This window comes from Streptomyces sp. CLCI03 (assembly GCF_053615355.1).
In genome coordinates this window covers 7,172,728-7,189,806 of record NZ_CM132132.1, presented here as the reverse complement: position 1 = coordinate 7,189,806, position 17,079 = coordinate 7,172,728, and the positions used below count along the sequence as shown (strand labels likewise).

Here is a 17,079-nt window from a genome sequence, read left to right as displayed (position 1 = left end):
ACGGTAGCCGAGGCAAGGTTCGGCCGTCCGGCCGAGGTGCGGGAGGCCCGCGGCCACGTCCGTGCGTGGCCGCGGGCCGTTCCGCGTTCCGCCCCCGCCGCAACCGGGGGACGGAAGTCAGGGGGGCGCCGACCGAAGGCGAATCCCGGGTCAGAACCGGGCGTGGGCGGTGATGTCCGCCTCGAACTCGCCCGTCATCGCCGGGGTGACCGTCGGCCGGCACTGCCGGACCGCCGCCAGGTAGTCCTGCGTCGTCGCGCCCAGCTGCGCGGCCGCCGCGCCCCGCGCGCCCACCGCCTCCAGGTCCCGCTCGAAGGACACCTGCGCCGCGATCCGCGCCGCGTGCTCGATGTCGGCCGGGGTGAACAGTTCGGTGGCCGCCACCAGGGCGTTCACGTCGACGTCCGCGCGGCCCGCCGTGTAGCGGGACCAGATCGCGGCGCGGGCGCCGGCGTCGGGGGTGCCGATCGGGATGAGGTAGTCGAAGCGCCCGGGCCGCAGGAATGCCGGGTCCAAGGAGCGGATGGAGTTGGTGGCGCACACCAGCAGCCGCTCGTCGCCCTCCCGGAAGCCCGGTATCAGCTTCAGCAGCTCGTTCGTCACCCCGTGGATCCCGCCGGGCTGCGCGGGCTCGGTGCGCACAGGGGCGATCTCCTCGACCTCGTCGATGAAGACGAGGACGCGCTCCAGCTCGGCGATCCGGGCGAAGGCGTCGCGCAGCGCGGCCGCCAGGTTGCCCTCGTCGGCGAGGCGGGAGGGCAGCAGTTCCACGAAGGGCCAGCCGAGCCGGGAGGCGATGGCCCGGGCGAAGGTGGTCTTGCCGGTACCGGGCGGGCCGAAGAGGGTGATGGCGCGCGGAGGCCGCACGCCGTGCGAGGCGGCCCGTTCGGGCTCGGCGAGCGGCAGCACCACGCGCCGCTCGATGAGGTCCTTCTCCTTCTCCATGCCGGCGACCTTGGCCCACAGGTCGTTGGGGAGGAAACGGCCGCCCAGGTCGTCGAGGAGGCCGGCGGCCGGTCCGTGCAGCGGCTCGGTCTTCTCGAAGTAGGCGACGGCCGGCTGCCGGGTGTATCCGGCGTTGAGGAGGCCCTCGCCGAGCATGTCCTCCTCCGGCAGGACGTACGCGATGCGCCCGACGCGGGCGGCGATGAGCCGTCGCTCCAGTTCCACGAGCAGGGCGCTGGCCAGGCCCCGGCCGCGCCAGCCGGCGGCGATCGCGATGCGCATGACCCAGGCCCGTTCGCCGGTGACGCAGGCGAGCGCCGCGCCGATGGGGACGCCTTGGTGGACGGCGACCACACAGGGCTGGCGGTCGGTCAGCGCGCTGATGCACTCGGCGAGCGAGAAGACGGACTCCTGGCCGAGTTCGGCCGTGGTGTCGATCAGATGGACCACCGCCGCGAGATCGCTCTCGCGGTAGTCGTGGATGAGCCAGTTCACCGGGTACCGCCCCTCGTTCGTGCTCCTGCGGCGAGGCTAGGGGCGACGGGCCGGACGATCACGCTCCGTGGTGCACAACACCCGGTCCGGAAACCGTCCGTGGCGTCCATAGACTGTGCTTTCCGCCGACACCCCGCGCCGAGGATCCGCACACCTTCATGCCTTCCGACATACCCCACATATCCGAATCCCGTCGGCGGCGCGTTCTGGTGTGGCTGGTCCCCCTCGTGTGGACCCTGGGGCTGGGTCTGTGGGGGCTCTCCCGGCAGGACAGCGTGTGGCGGGACGAGGCGGCGACCTGGCAGGTGGCGGGGCGGTCGGCGGGTGAGATATGGGCGATGCTGGCGAACGTGGACGCCGTGCACGGGCTCTACTACCTGCTGATGCACGGCCTCTTCGAGGTCTTCGGGGCGAGTACGACGACGCTGCGGCTGCCGTCGGTGCTGGCCGTCTCCGCCGCCGCGGCGTGCGTGGCCCTGATCGGGCGGCGCCTGGCAGGGTTCTGGGCGGGGCTCGGCGGCGGGCTGGCCCTGGGGCTGCTGCCGGCGGTCCAGTTCTACCTCCAGGAGGGCCGCCCGTACGCGCTGGTCGCGGCGGGGGCCGGGCTCTCCACCCTGCTGCTGGTCTCGCTCCTGGAGCGCGGGCCCGGGCGGCGGGCCTGGCCGCGCTGGGCGGCGTACGGGATCGCCGTGCTGGTGTGCGCCCTGTTGAACTGGCTGTCCCTGCTGGTCCTGCCCGCGCACGCGACGACCCTGGGGTGGGTGCGGGCCGGGCGGCGGATATGGCTGCGCTGGGCGGCGTACGGCTCGGGCGCGGTGGCGGGGGCGCTGCCGCTGATCCTGTTCAGCCGCCGCCAGTCCGAGCAGGTGTCCTGGATACCGCCGCTGACCTGGACCATGCTGATCGGGCCGGGGATCCTCCTGACGGTCGGCGGCCTGGGCGCGTGGGCGGGCCGGGCCGGGCGGGCCGGCGGCCGGGCGGAGCGCAAGGCGCTCTCGGTGGCGGCGGTGGGTCTGCCGCTGCTGGCGGTGCCGCAGCTCGGGCTGATCGGGCTGTCCCTGGTGCAGCCGCTGTTCCAGGACCGGTACGTGCTGTTCAGCATGGTGGGGCTGGCGCTGCTGATCGGCGCCGCCCTGGGAGCCGCCGTACGGGCCTGCGCGCCGCGCCTGCCGAGGGCGGCGGGGCTGGTGGTGCCGGGCGTGGTCGGTGTCTCGGTGCTGGCCCTGCTGCCGGTGGAACTGGACAAGCGGGCCCCGGCCAGCCGGATCGACGACGTGCTCGCGGTGGCCGGCGAGGTGGCCGGGCTCAAGCGGGACGGGGACGCGGTGCTGTTCGTGCCGGCCGCGCGGCGGGACACGGCGCTGGTCTCGCCCGACGCCTTCGGCGGGCTGACGGATGTGGCGCTGGCCGCGTCCCCGGCCGCCTCGGCCACCTTGAAGGGCGAGGAGGAGGACCCGACGCGGATCCGGGAGGCGCTGCTGGGGCAGCGGCGGGTGCTGCTGGTGACGGACGCGGAGAAGGTGGCGAAGGCGCCGTCGGCGGACCGGGACAAGGCCAAGACGGCGGTCCTGCGGGAGCACTTCGCGGTGGTGGCGGACCGGCAGGTGCGGGGGCGCCGGGTGACGGTCTACGAGCGGCGGGGATAGCCGCCGATCGGCTGCCGACATCCGACATAGCGGGGCCTGTCCGGGCATGCCCCGGTCTTCACATCAGCTTCACAGGATTCACAGGGGATTCATACGGAACACCATCCTCCGGACATAGGTTCGGGGGGCAGGGTGGAAAAATGATCCACTCCACGCTCCCCCGAACGGCCCGGCGCACCCGTGCGCGGCGGGCGTCCCGGATCCTGCTCGCGCTGGCCGCGATGGGCGCGCTGCTGGGCGTGGACGTGCCCGACGCCGGACCGCCGCTCGGCGTGACCGCGGGGGCCCCGGCCGGCGCGACCACCGACCGGGTGGGGGCGATCTTCGCGGGCGGGCCGGACGGCGGACACCACTGCACCGCCTCGGTGGTGCACAGCGAACGGGGCGATGTGATCGCCACGGCCGCGCACTGCCTGGAGAGCCCGGACACCACCCTCTTCGCGCCGGGCTACCGCGACGGCACGGCCCCGTACGGGTTCTGGAAGCTCACCGGCGCGTACCTCGCCCCGGGCTGGACCGACGGCCAGGACCCGGACGACGACATCGCCTTCGCGACGGTGGCTCCGGTCGACGGCGGGCGGGCCGAGACCGTGGAGGACCTCGTGGGCGGTTTCCCGGTCGCCGCCGAGCGGCCGGACGACGCCCTGGTGACGATCATCGGCTACCCGCGGAGCCTGGATGCCCCGGTGCGCTGCACGAACACCACCGACCTCTTCTCGGCGACCCAGCGCCGGATCGGCTGCCCGGACCTCACCGGCGGCACCAGCGGCAGCCCCTGGCTGGTGGACGGCGTGCTGGTCGGGGTGCTCGGCGGCTACGAGGGCGGCGGGAGCGTCCCGGAGATCTCGTACAGCGCGGTCCTGGGCGAGCGGGCGGCGCAGCTGTACCGGCAGGCGCGGTCCTGAGGCCGTCGAACTCCGATACCAAAGGACCGAACAACCGTCCGGTCGCGTCGGCCGGGGCGTCGCCGACGGACTCCCAGGGGTCCGTCGAACCTCATGGATCGCCTCATGTCGCGGGCGGCGGGGACCTGTTCAGCGGTAGCTGCCGAATCCCTGGCGACGGGGGTCGGTGTGGTGTTTCCTTGAAGGCGTCCAGCTGAACGGACACCACCGACCGGACCGTAATCCGCAGGCCTTCCCAGCGCGTCGGACCGGTGTCCGGCATACCGGGGCGAAGACGGAGCCGGCAGGGCCGGCGCGCCGGAGGCCGAGCTGTTGGGGGGAACTCCATGACCGCCGCGCACAACGTCCCGGACATCCTGTCGCAGAAGTTCGCCGAGAACCCCTACCCGACGTACCGCGCCTTGCGCGACAGCCCGGAGCTCGTGTGGCACGAGGCGACGCAGAGCTACCTCGTCTCGCGCTACGAGGACGTGGCGCGGGTGTTCAAGGACAAGGAGTCGCTCTTCACCACGGACAACTACGCCTGGCAGGCGGAGCCCGTGCACGGAAAGACCCTGCTCCAGATGAGCGGACGCGAGCACGCCACCCGGCGCGCCCTGGTGGCTCCCGCGTTCCGCGGGAACGAGCTCCGGGAGAAGGTCGTACCGCTCGTCGAACGCAACGCCCGCGAGCTGATCGACGGCTTCCGCGGGACCGGGTCCGTGGACCTCGTCAGCGGCTTCGCCTCCCACTTCCCCATCACGGTCATCGCCGACATGTTCGGTCTGGACCGGTCCGGCCAGAAGCACATCGGCGGCTGGTACCGGGCCTTCGTGGCGTTCACCGGCAACCTGTCGGGCGATCCCGAGTGCGCCGCGGCCGGAACCCGCGCCCAGGCCGAGTTCGCCGCGTACATGCTGCCGGTCATCCGCGAACGACGCGGCCGCCTCGGCGATGACCTGCTCTCCGCGCTCTGCACCGCCGAGGTCGACGGCGTGAGCATGAGCGACGAGGACATCAAGGCCTTCTGCAGCCTGCTCCTGACCGCGGGCGCCGAGACCACGGACAAGGCCGTCGCCGCCCTCTTCGCGAACCTCCTGGCCAACCCACGACAGCTCGAAGCCGTCCGTCAGGATCGCGGGCTCATCGACCGGGCCTTCGCGGAGACCCTGCGCTACAGCCCACCGGTCCACATGATCATGCGCCAGGCCGGTACCGACGTCCCGATGTGCGGGGGCACCATCCCCGCCGGCGCCACCGTCACCTGCCTGATCGGAGCGGCCAATCGCGATCCGGGACGCTATGCCGACCCGGACCGGTTCGACATCCTCCGCGACGACCTGACGGCGACCACCGCCTTCTCGGCGGCCGCGGACCACCTGGCGTTCGCGCTCGGACGGCACTTCTGCGTGGGAGCGCTGCTGGCCAAGGCGGAGGTGGCGATCGCCACGAACCAGCTCCTCGACGCGCTGCCGGACATGCGACCGGCCGACGGGTACGACCCGGCCGAGCAGGGGGTCTTCACCCGCGGGCCGAAGTCCGTGCGCGTGGAGTTCACGCCGACCCTGGGCTGAGGCGACCCGCAGCGGTGCACCGCTGCGGGTCGAACGATCCCCGCCCCGTCAGGGGACACCGGCGCGGCCCGGCCGGCCGCCGCCCTCCGTCGTCATCGGGACCAGCGGCCGGCCGGGATGCGTTCCGCGTCGGGTGCGGAGGGCTGTGCGGGGAGCAGTTCGATCGACAGGCCACGGGAGGTGTCCGCCCGGATCTCGCGCACCCCGCGGCGCAGTCCGTCGCGCAGCCGTCGGCCGAGCGGGCGTTCCACGAGCCGGTGGATCAGCCAGGCGAGCGCCAGCATCGTGGCGGTCACCCCCATGACCAGGGGTACGGGAGCCACCTCGTGGCGGAAGTGATGGATGAGGGTGAGCCCGGCCATCATGTGGATCAGGTAGAGGGGGTAGGTGAGCGCTCCTGCGTACGGGAGCCAGCGCCAGCGGACGCCGTCGAGGGCGCCGAGCGCGATGGCCGCCATCAGGGCGAAGCCGAGGGCGACGACCAGATGGGCGGGCCAGGCGGGCGTCCGCTCGGTGGCCGCACGGCCCAGGCTGGAGACCATGCGGGCGTGCACGTAGTGCTGCGCGAGCAGGAACTGGACGCCCACGACGGCCCACAGGACGGCGTTCGGCCGGAAGCGGCGCATCAGGTAGAAGCCGATGCCGGCGATGAAGTAGGGCGACGAGGACGGGGACGCGAAGAAGGAGAGCACCCCGCTGTCCGCGCTCGGGGCCACGACACCGGCCAGCGTCCAGACCGCGCAGAACAGGACGCAGTTGCGATAGGTCACGCCGCGCATGACCACGATCGCGAAGAGGACGTAGAACTTGAGCTCGACGAAGAGCGTCCAGTAGGCGTCGTCGATGTTCGGAACCCCGACGCCGCCCTGGAGCATCGACAGGTTCACCATGACGTCGGTGACCCCCCTGACCGCCCTGACCTCGGGCGAGAGGAACAGCACGAGGGAGGTGAAGGCGACGGCCGCCCAGTAGGCGGGGAAGAGCCGGGAGACCCGGGACACCGCGAAGTCGCCCACGCTGCGGCCCCAGGCGCTCATACAGATGACGAACCCGCTGACCAGGAAGAATATCTCGACGCCGAGCCAGCCGTAGACGGCGTACCGGTGGGCGTGGGGGAAGACCTCCGCGGGCGGCTTCCCCCAGGCGCTCTCAAGGGCGAAGTAGTGGTAGAAGAGCACGCCGAGCGCGGCGAGGACCCTGATCCCGTCGAGGACCGCCAGGCGCCCACCGGGGGCCGCTCCGGCCGCCGCGCGACCCTGGCCACCCGTCTCGGACACACCGGCTGTACTGCGCGAGGTCATCCCTCGACCGCCCCCTTGAATGTACGACTGTCCGATTACCGCTCTGGACCAGCGGAACCTTACAGCTCACGTACGCCCAACTCACATCGCCGGCCCGGGAGTCAGTCGAGAACGCCGGGGGCCTCGAACCAGGTCGGCTCGTCGCGCAGCGCCCGGTGGATCCGGTCCAGGCCGAAGGGATCCAGCGGAGGCAGAGCGTCCACATCGAACCAGGCCACTTCGAGGGATTCGTGATCGTTGGCCCGTGCCTCGCCGCCCGTCGCCCGACAGCGGAAGGTGATGTCCTGGAACTGGCAGATGTCCCCGTTGGGGTAGGTCATCTGCTCCGTCATCTGGACGAGGACCACGCGCTCGACCACGCAGCGCACCGCCGTCTCCTCGTACACCTCGCGCACGGCGGTCTCGGCGGGCTGCTCCCCCGGCTCGGCGATTCCGCCGACCACCGCCCAGTGCCCGGTGTCGGAGCGCCGGCCGAGCAGCACCCGGCCGAGGTCGTCGAAGACGATGGCCGTGACTCCGGGCAGCAGGAGCAGCTGGTGCCCGGCGGTGGCGCGGATCCGGCGGATGAAATCGGGTGTGGTCATGCCCCGACCCTACGAGGCCGCCGGCCGGAATCCGGCGTCAGGCGGCGCGGCGCGAGCGGATCCGGCGGTCGAGGATCCACCCGAGGCCGCCCGCGGCCAGCAGGAGCAGGGCGTACTCCGGGAGCGGGCCGACGACGGTGGCCGGGGTGCGGCCGGAGCGCAGCGGGATCTCGGCGACCAGCGCGTCCGCGGTGAACATCTCGGTCTGCGAGACGATCTTCCCGTCGGGGCGGATGACGGCACTGACCCCGCTGGTGACGGGGACGAGGACGGTCCGGCTGTGCTCGACGGCACGGATCCGGTCCATGGCGAGCTGCTGGTAGGTCATCTGGGTCCGGCCGAAGGTGGCGTTGTTGCTCGGTACGGCGATCACCTGGGCGCCGGCCTGGACGGTGGAACGGACGGCGTCGTCGAAGGCGGCCTCGAAGCAGGTGACCATGCCGACGCCGCTGCCGGCCATGTCGAAGACGCCGGGTTCCTTGCCGGGACCGAAGTCGCGGCGCACCCGGTCCACGTCGGAGCTGAAGAGGCGGACGACGGAGCGCATCGGGATGCGCTCGCCGAAGGGCTGGATCTTGCGCTTGTCGTAGGTCACGGTGGGGCCCTTGACCGGGTCCCACAGGATCATCGTGTTGCGCAGCGGTCCCGTCTCCGGGGCCACCACGGCGCCGATGGCCACGGGTACGCCGATCGCCTTGACGGCCCGGTCGATGACGGCGTGGGCGTCGGGCTCGGCGTACGGGTCGAGGTCGGAGGAGTTCTCCGGCCAGACGACGAAGTCGGGCTTGCGGGCGCGCCCGGCCTTGACGTCCTCGGCGAGCTGGACGGTGCGCTTGACGTGGTTGTCGAGGACGGCCCGGCGCTGGGAGTTGAAGTCGAGCCCGAGGCGGGGCACGTTGCCCTGGATGACGGCGACGACGGCGGTGCCGTCCTCGGCCGCGTCGGAGACCAGCGGGCGGGCGGCGAGGCCCACACCGATCGGGGCGGCGACGGTGAGCACGGTCAGCGCGGCGGTGGTGCGGCCGGGGTGGCGGCGGGCGGTGCGCAGGGCCTCGTAGAGGCCGAATCCGCACAGGGCGACGCCGAAGGAGAGCAGCGGCGTACCGCCGAGGGCGACGAGCGGGGTGAAGACGCCGTCGGCCTGGCCGAAGGCGAGCTTGCCCCAGGGAAAGCCGCCGAAGGGGGCGCGGGCCCGCAGGGCCTCGCCCGCGACCCAGACGGCGGCCGCGAACAGCGGCCAGGCCGGGAGCCTGCTGACCAGGGCGATGCCCAGGCCGGTGAGGCCGATGAGGAGGGCTTCCAGGGTGCTCAGCGCCAGCCAGGGCACCGGGCCGACCTCCTCGCCGGTCCAGACGAGGAGCGGCAGCAGGAAGCCCAGTCCGGCGAGGAGCCCGAGGCCGAAGCCGGCGCGGGCGCGGCGGCCGTGGAGGCAGCCGGCGAGCAGGGCGAGGGCGAGGGGGGCCAGCCACCACAGTGGGCGGGGCGGGAAGCTGAGGTAGAGCAGTACGCCGGAGAGGGTGGCGAGCACGGCGCGCAGCAGCCACAGCCCCTTCCGGTTCGCGGCGGACCGGGCGGTCGCGGGGGGCGCGGCCGCCTCGGCCGGGGGCCCGTCGGCGGACTGCGAGGGCTCGTTCCCGGTCGTGCGGGTGACACTGCTGCTCATCTGGCGGAGTGTACGTCCCCGCGCCTCGCGGGCCGGTAAGCGCCCGGCCGCGCTCCGCGGGTCACCCCTCCACCGGGCGAGGGCTCTACCGGGCGAGGGCACGCAGATGGGTGCGGATGACGCGGACGGCGTTCTCGGCGTCGTCGACGGTGACGGTGAACCGCTTGCCGTCGTCGAGTACGAGGACCACTCCCTCGCCGCGCCGGACGATGATCGCGGTGCCCTTCTCGGGGCGCCAGCGGTGGCCCCAGCCCCCCCATTGCTGCGGGGTGATGCTGGGCACGAACTCGGCGGAGGTGATCTCGGTGAGCCGGATCCTGCGGCGGGGCACCCCTATGTGGCCGCAGCGCACCTCCATGGCCTCGGCGTCGACGGTGACGGCGACGTGTACGAAGGCGAGGGTGCCGTAGAGGATGAGCAGCCCGACGGCGAGGCAGCCGATCACGGACATCAGCAGCGGGATGATGCCGGCGGTCCAGGCGTAGTCGACGGCGAGTTCGACGCCGAGCGCCAGACAGGCCGCGCCGATGGCGGCGAGCAGCCACTGCACACGGTTGGAGGCGCGGCCCGCCCAGAGCGGACCCGGAGGGTGACCCGTCATGTGTAGCAGCGTACTCACGTTCCGCTTGCCCGCCACCGTCTCTCGCCCACCCGGTTCAGCGCGGCTCCCGCGCCGCGGACGAGCGCGTCGCGCAGGGCCGGGTGGCGGCCGGTCATGAAGCGGTGCAGGTTCCTGGAGGCGAAGGCGACCCGCTGGGCGCCGCGGCGGCGCTCGGTGTCGTAGGCGCGCAGCGCGTCGGGCAGCCCGGCCGGTCCGGGCGGTCCGGCCGCGGCCACGGCGCGGGTCAGGGCCTCCGCGTCGAGGAGGGCGGTGCAGGCGCCCTGGCCGAGGTTGGGTGTCATGGCGTGGGCGGCGTCGCCGACCAGGGCGATCCGGCCGTCGGCGACGAAACCGGGGAGCGCGGGGTACAGGTGGCGCATCTCGTACCGGATCCAGGTCGTGGGGTCGGTCGCGGCGAGCACGCGCGGGATGGGGTCGTGCCGGTCGGCGAAGGCGTCCCGCACCTCCTGTGCGGTGGTGGCCCCGGGGACGGTGGCGTACCAGTTGGTGCGACCGGCCTCGACGGGGGTCATGCCGAAGAAACGGCCCGCGCCCCAGGTCTCGCCGTACAGGCCGGTCTCGAATCCGGCGATGCCGATCCAGGCGGTCGTGCCGATCGGGCGCGGACCGGCGGACCGGCCGAAGTACGTCGTACGGACCACGCTGTTGATGCCGTCGGCGCCGACGACCAGGTCGGCGCCGAGCGCGGCCGGGTCGGTGAGGCGCCGGCCGTACGCGATCTCGCCGCCGAGGCCGTCGAGCGCGGCGAGCAGCGCGTCGAGGAGATGGGGCCGGGATATCAGCAGTTCGGGGCGGCCCGCCCGACGTTCGATCCGTTCGAGGGGGAGGGCGGCCAGCACCTTCCCCTCGGGGCGCCGGATGCGGGCTTCCCGGTACGGGACGGCCCGCGCCCGCAGTGCGTCGCCGAGCCCGAGCCGATCGAGGGCGCTCTGGGCGGTGGGGTGGATCCCGAAGGCGGTTCCGTAGCGTTCGAGCGCGGTGCGCCCTTCGAGGACGGTCACCTCCCAACCCGCGCGGCGCAGGCCGATGGCGGTGGCGAGGCCGCCGACCCCCGCGCCGACGACCACGGCCGTACCCGCCGCCCGGTCCGGTGCCCACCCGCTCACGGTGTCGCTCATGGCCGTCCCCTTCGCCTCCCGATCCACGACCACCACAACCGTGGTACTACACTTCTGGTACCACGGGTGTGGTTAAGCTGGCAACGTGAATCAGGACCGGAGGGACCGGCTGCGGGACGCGGCCATCGCCGTACTGGCGCGGGAGGGTGGGCGCGGGCTGACGCACCGGGCCGTCGACGCGGCCGCCGCCGTGCCGACGGGCACCGCCAAGAACTACTTCCCGACCCGCGACGCCCTGCTGCGGGCGGCGGCCGAACGCTGCGCGGAGCGGTACCACGCACTGGCCGAGGCTCTGGCGGAGCCCGGCTCCCAGCACGGGGCAGGAGCCGGAGCCGGGGCGGTGGCGGGGCCGGGGCCGGGGCCCGGAGCGGGGCCCGCCGACGCGGCGCAGCTCGCGGCCCTGCTCGCGGCACTGCTGCGCGACACGGCCGGGCCGGGCCGCACCCGCGTACTGGCGTATCTGGAACTGCAGGCCGAGGCGGCGCGCCGCCCCTGGCTGGCCGCACTGCTGGACCCGGTCGCGGCGGCGGATTTCGCGGCGCACGCGCACCTGCTGCGGGCGGCCGGGCTGCCGGCCGGGCCGGAGCGGGCCCGCGCCCTGACCCTCGCCCTGCACGGCGCCATCCCCCACCTGCTGACCGGCGCCCCGGCCACCCTGGCGGCGGCCGGCCTGGACGACCTGGACCGATTCACACGCGAACTGCTGGCGACCGTGTGCGGGGAGGAGACCCGATGATCACCCGATCGGACCGGGCGGTGGGAGCCGTCGTCGGCTCGGCGGCCGGTGACGCACTGGGCGCGCCCTACGAGTTCGGTGCGGCGGGCGAACTGAGCGCGCGCGGCGCGGAGATGGCCGGGGGCGGCGGCTGGGACCCCGGTGAGGCCACGGACGACACGCAGATGGCCGTGCTCGTCGCGGAATCCCTGCTGGAGTGCGGCGGTCTCGAACTCCCCGACATCTTCGACCGGTTCCGGCGGTGGGCGGCCGGGCAGCCCAAGGACATCGGACTGCAGACCGAGGACGTGCTGACCAACGGCGAGTCCTGGGAGCTGGCCGCGGCCCTGCACTTCCAGATCAACGCGCGAGCCGCGGGCAACGGTTCCCTGATGCGGGCAGCCACCTCGGCGGTCTACTTCGCCCCCGCCGGGCGGGAGGGGACCATGGAAGCCGCCCGGCGGATCGCGGCGCTGACGCACGGCGACCGTGCCGCCTGGGAGGGGACCGCGATCCTGCACGAACTCGTCCGCGTCGCCCTGGAAGGGGCCGATCCGATCGCCGCCCTGCCCGCGACGCTCGCCGCGGTGCACCCGGCCCACCGCGAACGGTACGGCCGGGTGCTCGCCCCCGACTGGCATCCGGAGTCGGCCACCGAGTTCAACGGGGCGGTGTGGCCCTGCCTGGGCTCGGCCGTGTGGGCGCTGCGCACCACCACCTCCTTCGCGGAAGCCGTTCGGGCCGCCGTGGACCTCGGCGGGGACACCGACACGGTGGCCGCGGTGACGGGGGCCCTGGCCGGGGCCCGGTACGGCCGGGCGGCGGTCCCCGCACACTGGACGGCGACGTTGCACGTGCCCCTGCCCGGCTTCGGGGACCGGGTGCTGGACGCGGACGACCTGCGCGTGCTGGCTCAGCGGCTCGCGGCGGCCGGCTCCCGCTGAAGTTCGAGGCGCCTCCCGCGGAAGGCCGCGCGCAGCCGCCGGTCGTGCGTGACCAGCACCAGGGTGCCGCCGAAGTGGGCCAGGGCCGCCTCCAGTTCCTCCACCACGGCCGGGGCCAGATGGTTCGTCGGCTCGTCCAGCAGCAGCAGGTCGAGGGGCCGCGCCACCAGGTGGGCCAGCTCCAGCTTGCGGCGCTGACCGGCCGAGAGGGCGCGTACGGGCCGGCCGAGGTCGGCCGGGGCGAGCAGTCCGTGCCCCGTCACCAGGTCGGCGTACTCCTGGCCGAACACCTCGACGACGGAACGGCGTTCGCGCTGCCACGGATCGTCCTGCCGGAGCAGCCCGACCCGCGGCGGTGTCCTCACGCTGCCCCGCGCGGGCTCCAGTTCACCCGCGAGCAGGTGCAACAGGGTCGACTTCCCGACGCCGTTGGGTCCCGTCACCAGGAGCCGCTCCCCCGGCGCCAGCGTGAGGGAGAGGGGCGCGAGCCGGCCCGGCAGGGCCACGTCGGCGACCTCCACCGATCCCGTCTCCGCGCCCGCTCTCACTCCCACTCCTGCCCCCGCTCCCGCGCCCACTCCCGCCGAGCCGTCGGTGAAGCGGCCGGTGAAGACGAGCGGGCGCGGGGGCGGCGGGACCGGGTGTTCGGTCAGCCGGGCCAGGCGTTCGCGGGCGGCGCGGATGCGGCTCGCGGCGCCGTGGGCGCGGGACCGGGCGCGGAAGGCACCGGCTCCGCTGAAGCCGCGCGGCAGCTTGCGTGGGATGGCGGCGAACCGCCCGATGTTGGTGTCGGCGAGCCGCTCGGCGTCCCGCACCTCCTCGCGCCACTGCTCGTACTCCCGCTCCCGGCGGGCCCGTTCGGCGGCGCGGCCCGTGCGGTAGCCCGCGTAGCCGTTGCCGTAGCGGCGTACCGTCCGGCGGTCCTGGTCCACTTCGAGGACGGCGGTCGTGACGCGGTCGAGGAAGAGCCGGTCGTGGGTGACGGCGACGACGGTGCCGCGGTGGGCGAGCAGATGCGCCTCCAGCCAGGCGACCGCTTCGTCGTCGAGGTCGTTGGTGGGTTCGTCGAGCAGCAGCAGTTCCGGTTCGGCGGCCAGGGTCGCCGCGAGCGCGAGCCGGGAGCGCCCGCCGCCGGACAGGGTGCCGAGCCGGCGGTCCGGGTCGAGCTCGGCACGTTCGCCGAGGCGGCGCAGGGTGGCCGCGACGCGCCGTTCGGCATCGTGGCCACCGCGCGCCTCGTAGGCGGCCAGGAGGTCCCCGTAGGCGAGGAGTTCCTCGGGCTCGGCCCGGTGGAGTCGGGATTCCGCGGTGCGGATCCGGCGCTCCAGGGCGCGCAGGTCCGCGAGGGCGAGGTCGACGGCGTCACCTACGCGGGCGGTCGGCGGGAGGTCGAGGGTCTGCGCGAGGTGCCCGACGCCGCCGGGGGCGGTGACGGCGACCTCTCCGTGGTCGGGGCGCTCCCGTCCGGCGAGGAGCCGGAGCAGGGTGGACTTGCCGGAGCCGTTGTCGCCGACGACGCCGACCCGCTCGCCGGGCCGGACCGTACAGCTGACGCGGTCCAGGACGACGCGGGTGTCGTAGCTCTTGGTGACCTCGGACAGGACGATCTGGGTGGTGGCGAGTGGAGCGCGCAAGGGCGGTCCCCCTTCCGAGTAATGGAGACGAACCGTCTCGTCTCGTTACGTGGGTAACGATAGATCAGGCACTCCTTGCACGCAAGACGATTCGTCTCGCCGGGGGGTGTGGTCGGGGGTCGGAGGTCGGGACTCGGGAGGTCGGGCCCGTCAGCCGACGGGCGCACCCTGACCCGCGAGCGACCGGCCTTCGGCGTACGCGAGCGCGGCGGCGGGCAGGGTCCCCTCGCGGCCGCTGCGCAGCACGACCAGTCCACCCGTGCGGGGCAGACCGGGCTCGGGCAGCAGGCCCAGCCGGCGCAGTGCCTGGACCGCGACGGGCTCGGCGGAACCGTGGTAGATCAGCTCCGCACCCTGGGTCCGCGCGGCGAGGGCGGCCCGGATGGATCCCTCGACCAACTCGTAGTGCGTGCAGCCGAGCACCACGTCGGTGACATCGGCCGGGGTCAGCGCGGCGGCCGCGGCGACGGCGGCCGTCACGGCGGCTTCGTCGGCCTGCTCCACGGCATCGGCGAGCCCGGGGCAGGGCACCTCGGTGACCCGGGCCCCGGTCGCGAAGTCGCGGATGAGCCCGCGCTGGTAGGTGCTGCCGGTGGTGGCGGGGGTGGCCCAGATGGCCACGCGGCCGCCGGCGGCCGCCGCGGGCTTGATCGCCGGCACGGTCCCGATGACCGGGATGACCGGCTCCAGCTCGGCCCGCACGGCGTCCAGGGCGTGCACGCTGGCGGTGTTGCAGGCGACGATCAGCGCGTCAGGACGGTGCGCCGCGGCGGCCCGGGCGACGGCCAGTGCCCGCTCGGTGAGGTCGGCCGGGGTCCGCGGACCCCAGGGCATCCCGTCCGGGTCGGAGGACACGACCAGGTCGGCATCCGGGCGCAGCCGCCGCACCGCCGCGGCCGCCGCGAGGAGGCCGATTCCGGAGTCCATGAGTGCGATCTTCACCTGGCCACCTTAATCGACCCCCGCCCCGACGAGGCCCTCCGACGGCAACACCCACGACCGACCGGACCCCGCCCGGAGCACCCCGGCGTCGGCGCGGGAAAGCCCCGGGGTGCCGTGTCGATCAGGGCGGATCGGGGGCGGTGGTCGGCGCCCTGGGGCTCCCCCTGGCCGAGGGGAAGGGTCGCGAGGCGACCGAGGACAACGCGGTGAGGCGCGGTGTCGACCACCGCGAGCCCGCCCTGACCGACGACACACCGCCAGGGGCGCCGATCCCTCGAAGGGCGGGCCCGCGGCAGCCGGTGCCGTGCACAGCGGGGCGGCGAGACGGACTACACGCACACGCACAGGCACCGGCACCGGCACCGGCACCGGCACCCGAGCCGGGAGACCTCCAGGCCCGAGCCGGAACCGTCACACCCGAGCGGGAAGCCCACCGCACCCCGGCCGGAAGCCTTCCGCGCCCGGACCGGAACCCCACCCCCCGGACCGGAGTCCCGCCGCTCCAGGGGGCGCAGCCGCCCGGCCGAGCACACCAGGGCACCGCCCGGCCCGGGGCGGGAGACCACCGCCGGAAAGCCGCCGCACCCGGGGCCGCCCGGATGCGCGACACACCCGCCGGCGCGCGGGACACTGCCGCCATGGGCCTCCTCACCGCCGCCTGCGCGGCTTACGCCTCCCTCGCCGCCTGGCTCTGGCTCACCCTCGCCCAGGGCATGTTCTGGCGGACCGACGTCCGCCTCCCGCCGCGCACGGCCCCCGCCCGCTGGCCGTCCGTCGCGATCGTCGTCCCGGCCCGGGACGAGGCCGAGGTGTTGCCGCGGAGCCTGCCCTCGCTGATCGCCCAGGACTATCCCGGCGAGGCGGAGGTGATCCTCGTCGACGACGGCAGCACCGACGGCACGGGCGAGCTCGCGCGCCGGCTCGCCGGGGAGCACCCCGGGCTCCCGCTCACCGTCGTCTCCCCCGGCGACCCCGCACCCGGCTGGACCGGCAAGCTCTGGGCGCTCCGGCACGGCATCGCCGTCGCCCGCACCGCGCACGCCACCGAGCCCGACTTCCTCCTCCTCACCGACGCCGATATCGCCCACGAACCGGACAGTCTCCGCGAATTGGTCGCCGCCGCGACCTCCGCCGACCTCGACCTCGTCTCCCAGATGGCCCGCCTGCGGGTGGTCGGGGTGTGGGAACGGCTCGTCGTACCGGCCTTCGTGTACTTCTTCGCCCAGCTCTACCCCTTCCGCCGGATCAACGAGCCCTCCGCCCGGACCGCGGCGGCCGCCGGCGGCTGCGTTCTGCTGCGCACCACCTCCGCCGTACGGGCCGGGATCCCCGACTCCATCCGCCAGGCGGTCATCGACGACGTCTCGCTCGCCCGCGCGGTGCAGCGCTGCGGCGGCCGGATCTGGCTGGGGCTCGCGGAGCGGGTGGACAGCGTGCGCCCGTACCCCGCGCTCGCGGACCTGTGGCGGATGGTCTCGCGCAGCGCCTACGCGCAACTGCGCCACCAGCCCCTGCTGCTGGCCGGCACGGTGGCCGGCCTGGCGCTCGTCTACCTCGTGCCCCCGGCCGCCCTGTCGGCGGGCCTCATGACCGGACACCCGGCCGTCGCCTGGGCGGGCGGCCTGGCGTGGCTGCTGATGGCGGGCACCTACCTGCCGATGCTCCGGTACTACCGCCAGCCGGCCGCGCTCGCCCCGCTGCTTCCGTTCACGGCGCTGCTGTACCTCCTGATGACCGTCGACTCGGCCGTTCAGCACTACCGGGGGCGCGGGGCGTCATGGAAGGGCCGAACATATCCCCGCCCCAGCGACGCCTGAAACCGTGAACTGCCGCACGAAAGTGCGTCATCCGAGGTCATCGCGTTGTGACACTGCGTCAGCACGAAGTCGGTGCAACACCCGACCGGTGAGTACGAGTACGAACAAGATGGGGCGGAAGTGGCGAATCGTGCACGTGAACGTCAAGTGAAAGGTGAGGCCCTGACCTGCGAATATGCAGGTCAGGGCGGGGTT

General features: G+C 74.0%; 14 protein-coding genes. 6 read left to right on the top strand and 8 right to left on the bottom strand.

The genetic code is table 11. The features are described from left to right. Window positions 1-150: 150 nt before the first annotated feature. Window positions 151-1,440 carry an ATP-binding protein gene (locus tag ACWG52_RS33065; RefSeq protein WP_389807074.1) on the bottom strand — a complete coding sequence of 430 codons (1,290 nt, stop codon included), beginning with the start codon at window positions 1,438-1,440 and terminating at the stop codon, window positions 151-153. A gap of 158 nt (window positions 1,441-1,598) precedes the next feature. On the opposite strand from ACWG52_RS33065, the gene ACWG52_RS33060 reads away from it, so the two are divergent. The 3 genes from ACWG52_RS33060 (at window position 1,599) to ACWG52_RS33050 (ending at window position 5,544) form a co-directional block, all read left to right on the top strand. Next, a complete protein-coding gene (locus ACWG52_RS33060) occupies window positions 1,599-3,086 on the top strand; it encodes a hypothetical protein (RefSeq protein WP_389807075.1) in 1,488 nt (495 codons plus the stop codon). 140 nt (window positions 3,087-3,226) lie between these two features. Next, window positions 3,227-3,991, top strand: a complete 765-nt coding sequence (locus ACWG52_RS33055; protein ID WP_389807076.1) for a trypsin-like serine peptidase — start codon at window positions 3,227-3,229, stop codon at window positions 3,989-3,991. Between the two features lie 326 nt (window positions 3,992-4,317). Beyond that, window positions 4,318-5,544: a cytochrome P450 gene (locus tag ACWG52_RS33050; RefSeq protein ID WP_389807077.1), complete on the top strand. Its 1,227-nt coding sequence runs from the start codon at window positions 4,318-4,320 to the stop codon at window positions 5,542-5,544. 92 nt (window positions 5,545-5,636) lie between these two features. Here ACWG52_RS33050 and ACWG52_RS33045 read toward each other — a convergent pair whose 3' ends face one another. The 5 genes from ACWG52_RS33045 to ACWG52_RS33025 all read right to left on the bottom strand — a co-directional run bounded on the left by ACWG52_RS33045 (window position 5,637) and on the right by ACWG52_RS33025 (window position 10,832). After that, entirely contained in the window at window positions 5,637-6,845 is a 1,209-nt protein-coding gene (locus ACWG52_RS33045; protein WP_389807078.1) for an acyltransferase family protein, read from the bottom strand. A gap of 101 nt (window positions 6,846-6,946) precedes the next feature. Beyond that, a complete protein-coding gene (locus tag ACWG52_RS33040) occupies window positions 6,947-7,429 on the bottom strand; it encodes an NUDIX hydrolase (protein ID WP_033214064.1) in 483 nt (160 codons plus the stop codon). Window positions 7,430-7,466: 37 nt separating this feature from the next. Continuing rightward, window positions 7,467-9,092, bottom strand: a complete 1,626-nt coding sequence (gene lnt / locus ACWG52_RS33035) for an apolipoprotein N-acyltransferase (protein WP_389807079.1) — start codon at window positions 9,090-9,092, stop codon at window positions 7,467-7,469. Window positions 9,093-9,177: 85 nt separating this feature from the next. Beyond that, the gene (locus tag ACWG52_RS33030) at window positions 9,178-9,693 is read right to left on the bottom strand and encodes a lipoprotein (RefSeq protein ID WP_033214374.1); all 516 of its coding nucleotides are present in this window, start codon (window positions 9,691-9,693) and stop codon (window positions 9,178-9,180) included. Window positions 9,694-9,707: 14 nt separating this feature from the next. After that, window positions 9,708-10,832, bottom strand: coding sequence for an FAD-dependent oxidoreductase (locus ACWG52_RS33025; RefSeq protein ID WP_453126733.1), 1,125 nt, complete (start codon window positions 10,830-10,832; stop codon window positions 9,708-9,710). 85 nt (window positions 10,833-10,917) lie between these two features. Between ACWG52_RS33025 and ACWG52_RS33020 the strand changes: the two genes are divergently transcribed. Further along, window positions 10,918-11,568: a TetR/AcrR family transcriptional regulator gene (locus ACWG52_RS33020; RefSeq protein WP_389807082.1), complete on the top strand. Its 651-nt coding sequence runs from the start codon at window positions 10,918-10,920 to the stop codon at window positions 11,566-11,568. Next, the gene (locus ACWG52_RS33015; protein ID WP_389807083.1) at window positions 11,565-12,491 is read left to right on the top strand and encodes an ADP-ribosylglycohydrolase family protein; all 927 of its coding nucleotides are present in this window, start codon (window positions 11,565-11,567) and stop codon (window positions 12,489-12,491) included. The genes ACWG52_RS33020 and ACWG52_RS33015 overlap by 4 nt, the downstream gene beginning before the upstream one ends. On the opposite strand, the gene ACWG52_RS33010 is transcribed toward ACWG52_RS33015, so the two are convergent. Together ACWG52_RS33010 and ACWG52_RS33005 are read right to left on the bottom strand one after the other, a co-directional pair. Continuing rightward, a complete protein-coding gene (locus ACWG52_RS33010) occupies window positions 12,461-14,125 on the bottom strand; it encodes an ABC-F family ATP-binding cassette domain-containing protein (protein ID WP_453126731.1) in 1,665 nt (554 codons plus the stop codon). The two genes, ACWG52_RS33015 and ACWG52_RS33010, sit on opposite strands and share 31 nt — an antisense overlap. 150 nt (window positions 14,126-14,275) lie before the next feature. After that, window positions 14,276-15,067, bottom strand: a complete 792-nt coding sequence (locus ACWG52_RS33005) for a glutamate racemase (protein WP_389807085.1) — start codon at window positions 15,065-15,067, stop codon at window positions 14,276-14,278. A gap of 638 nt (window positions 15,068-15,705) precedes the next feature. Here ACWG52_RS33005 and ACWG52_RS33000 point away from each other — a divergent pair. Beyond that, window positions 15,706-16,884, top strand: coding sequence for a glycosyltransferase (locus tag ACWG52_RS33000; RefSeq protein WP_389807086.1), 1,179 nt, complete (start codon window positions 15,706-15,708; stop codon window positions 16,882-16,884). The last annotated feature ends 195 nt before the right edge of the window (window positions 16,885-17,079 follow it).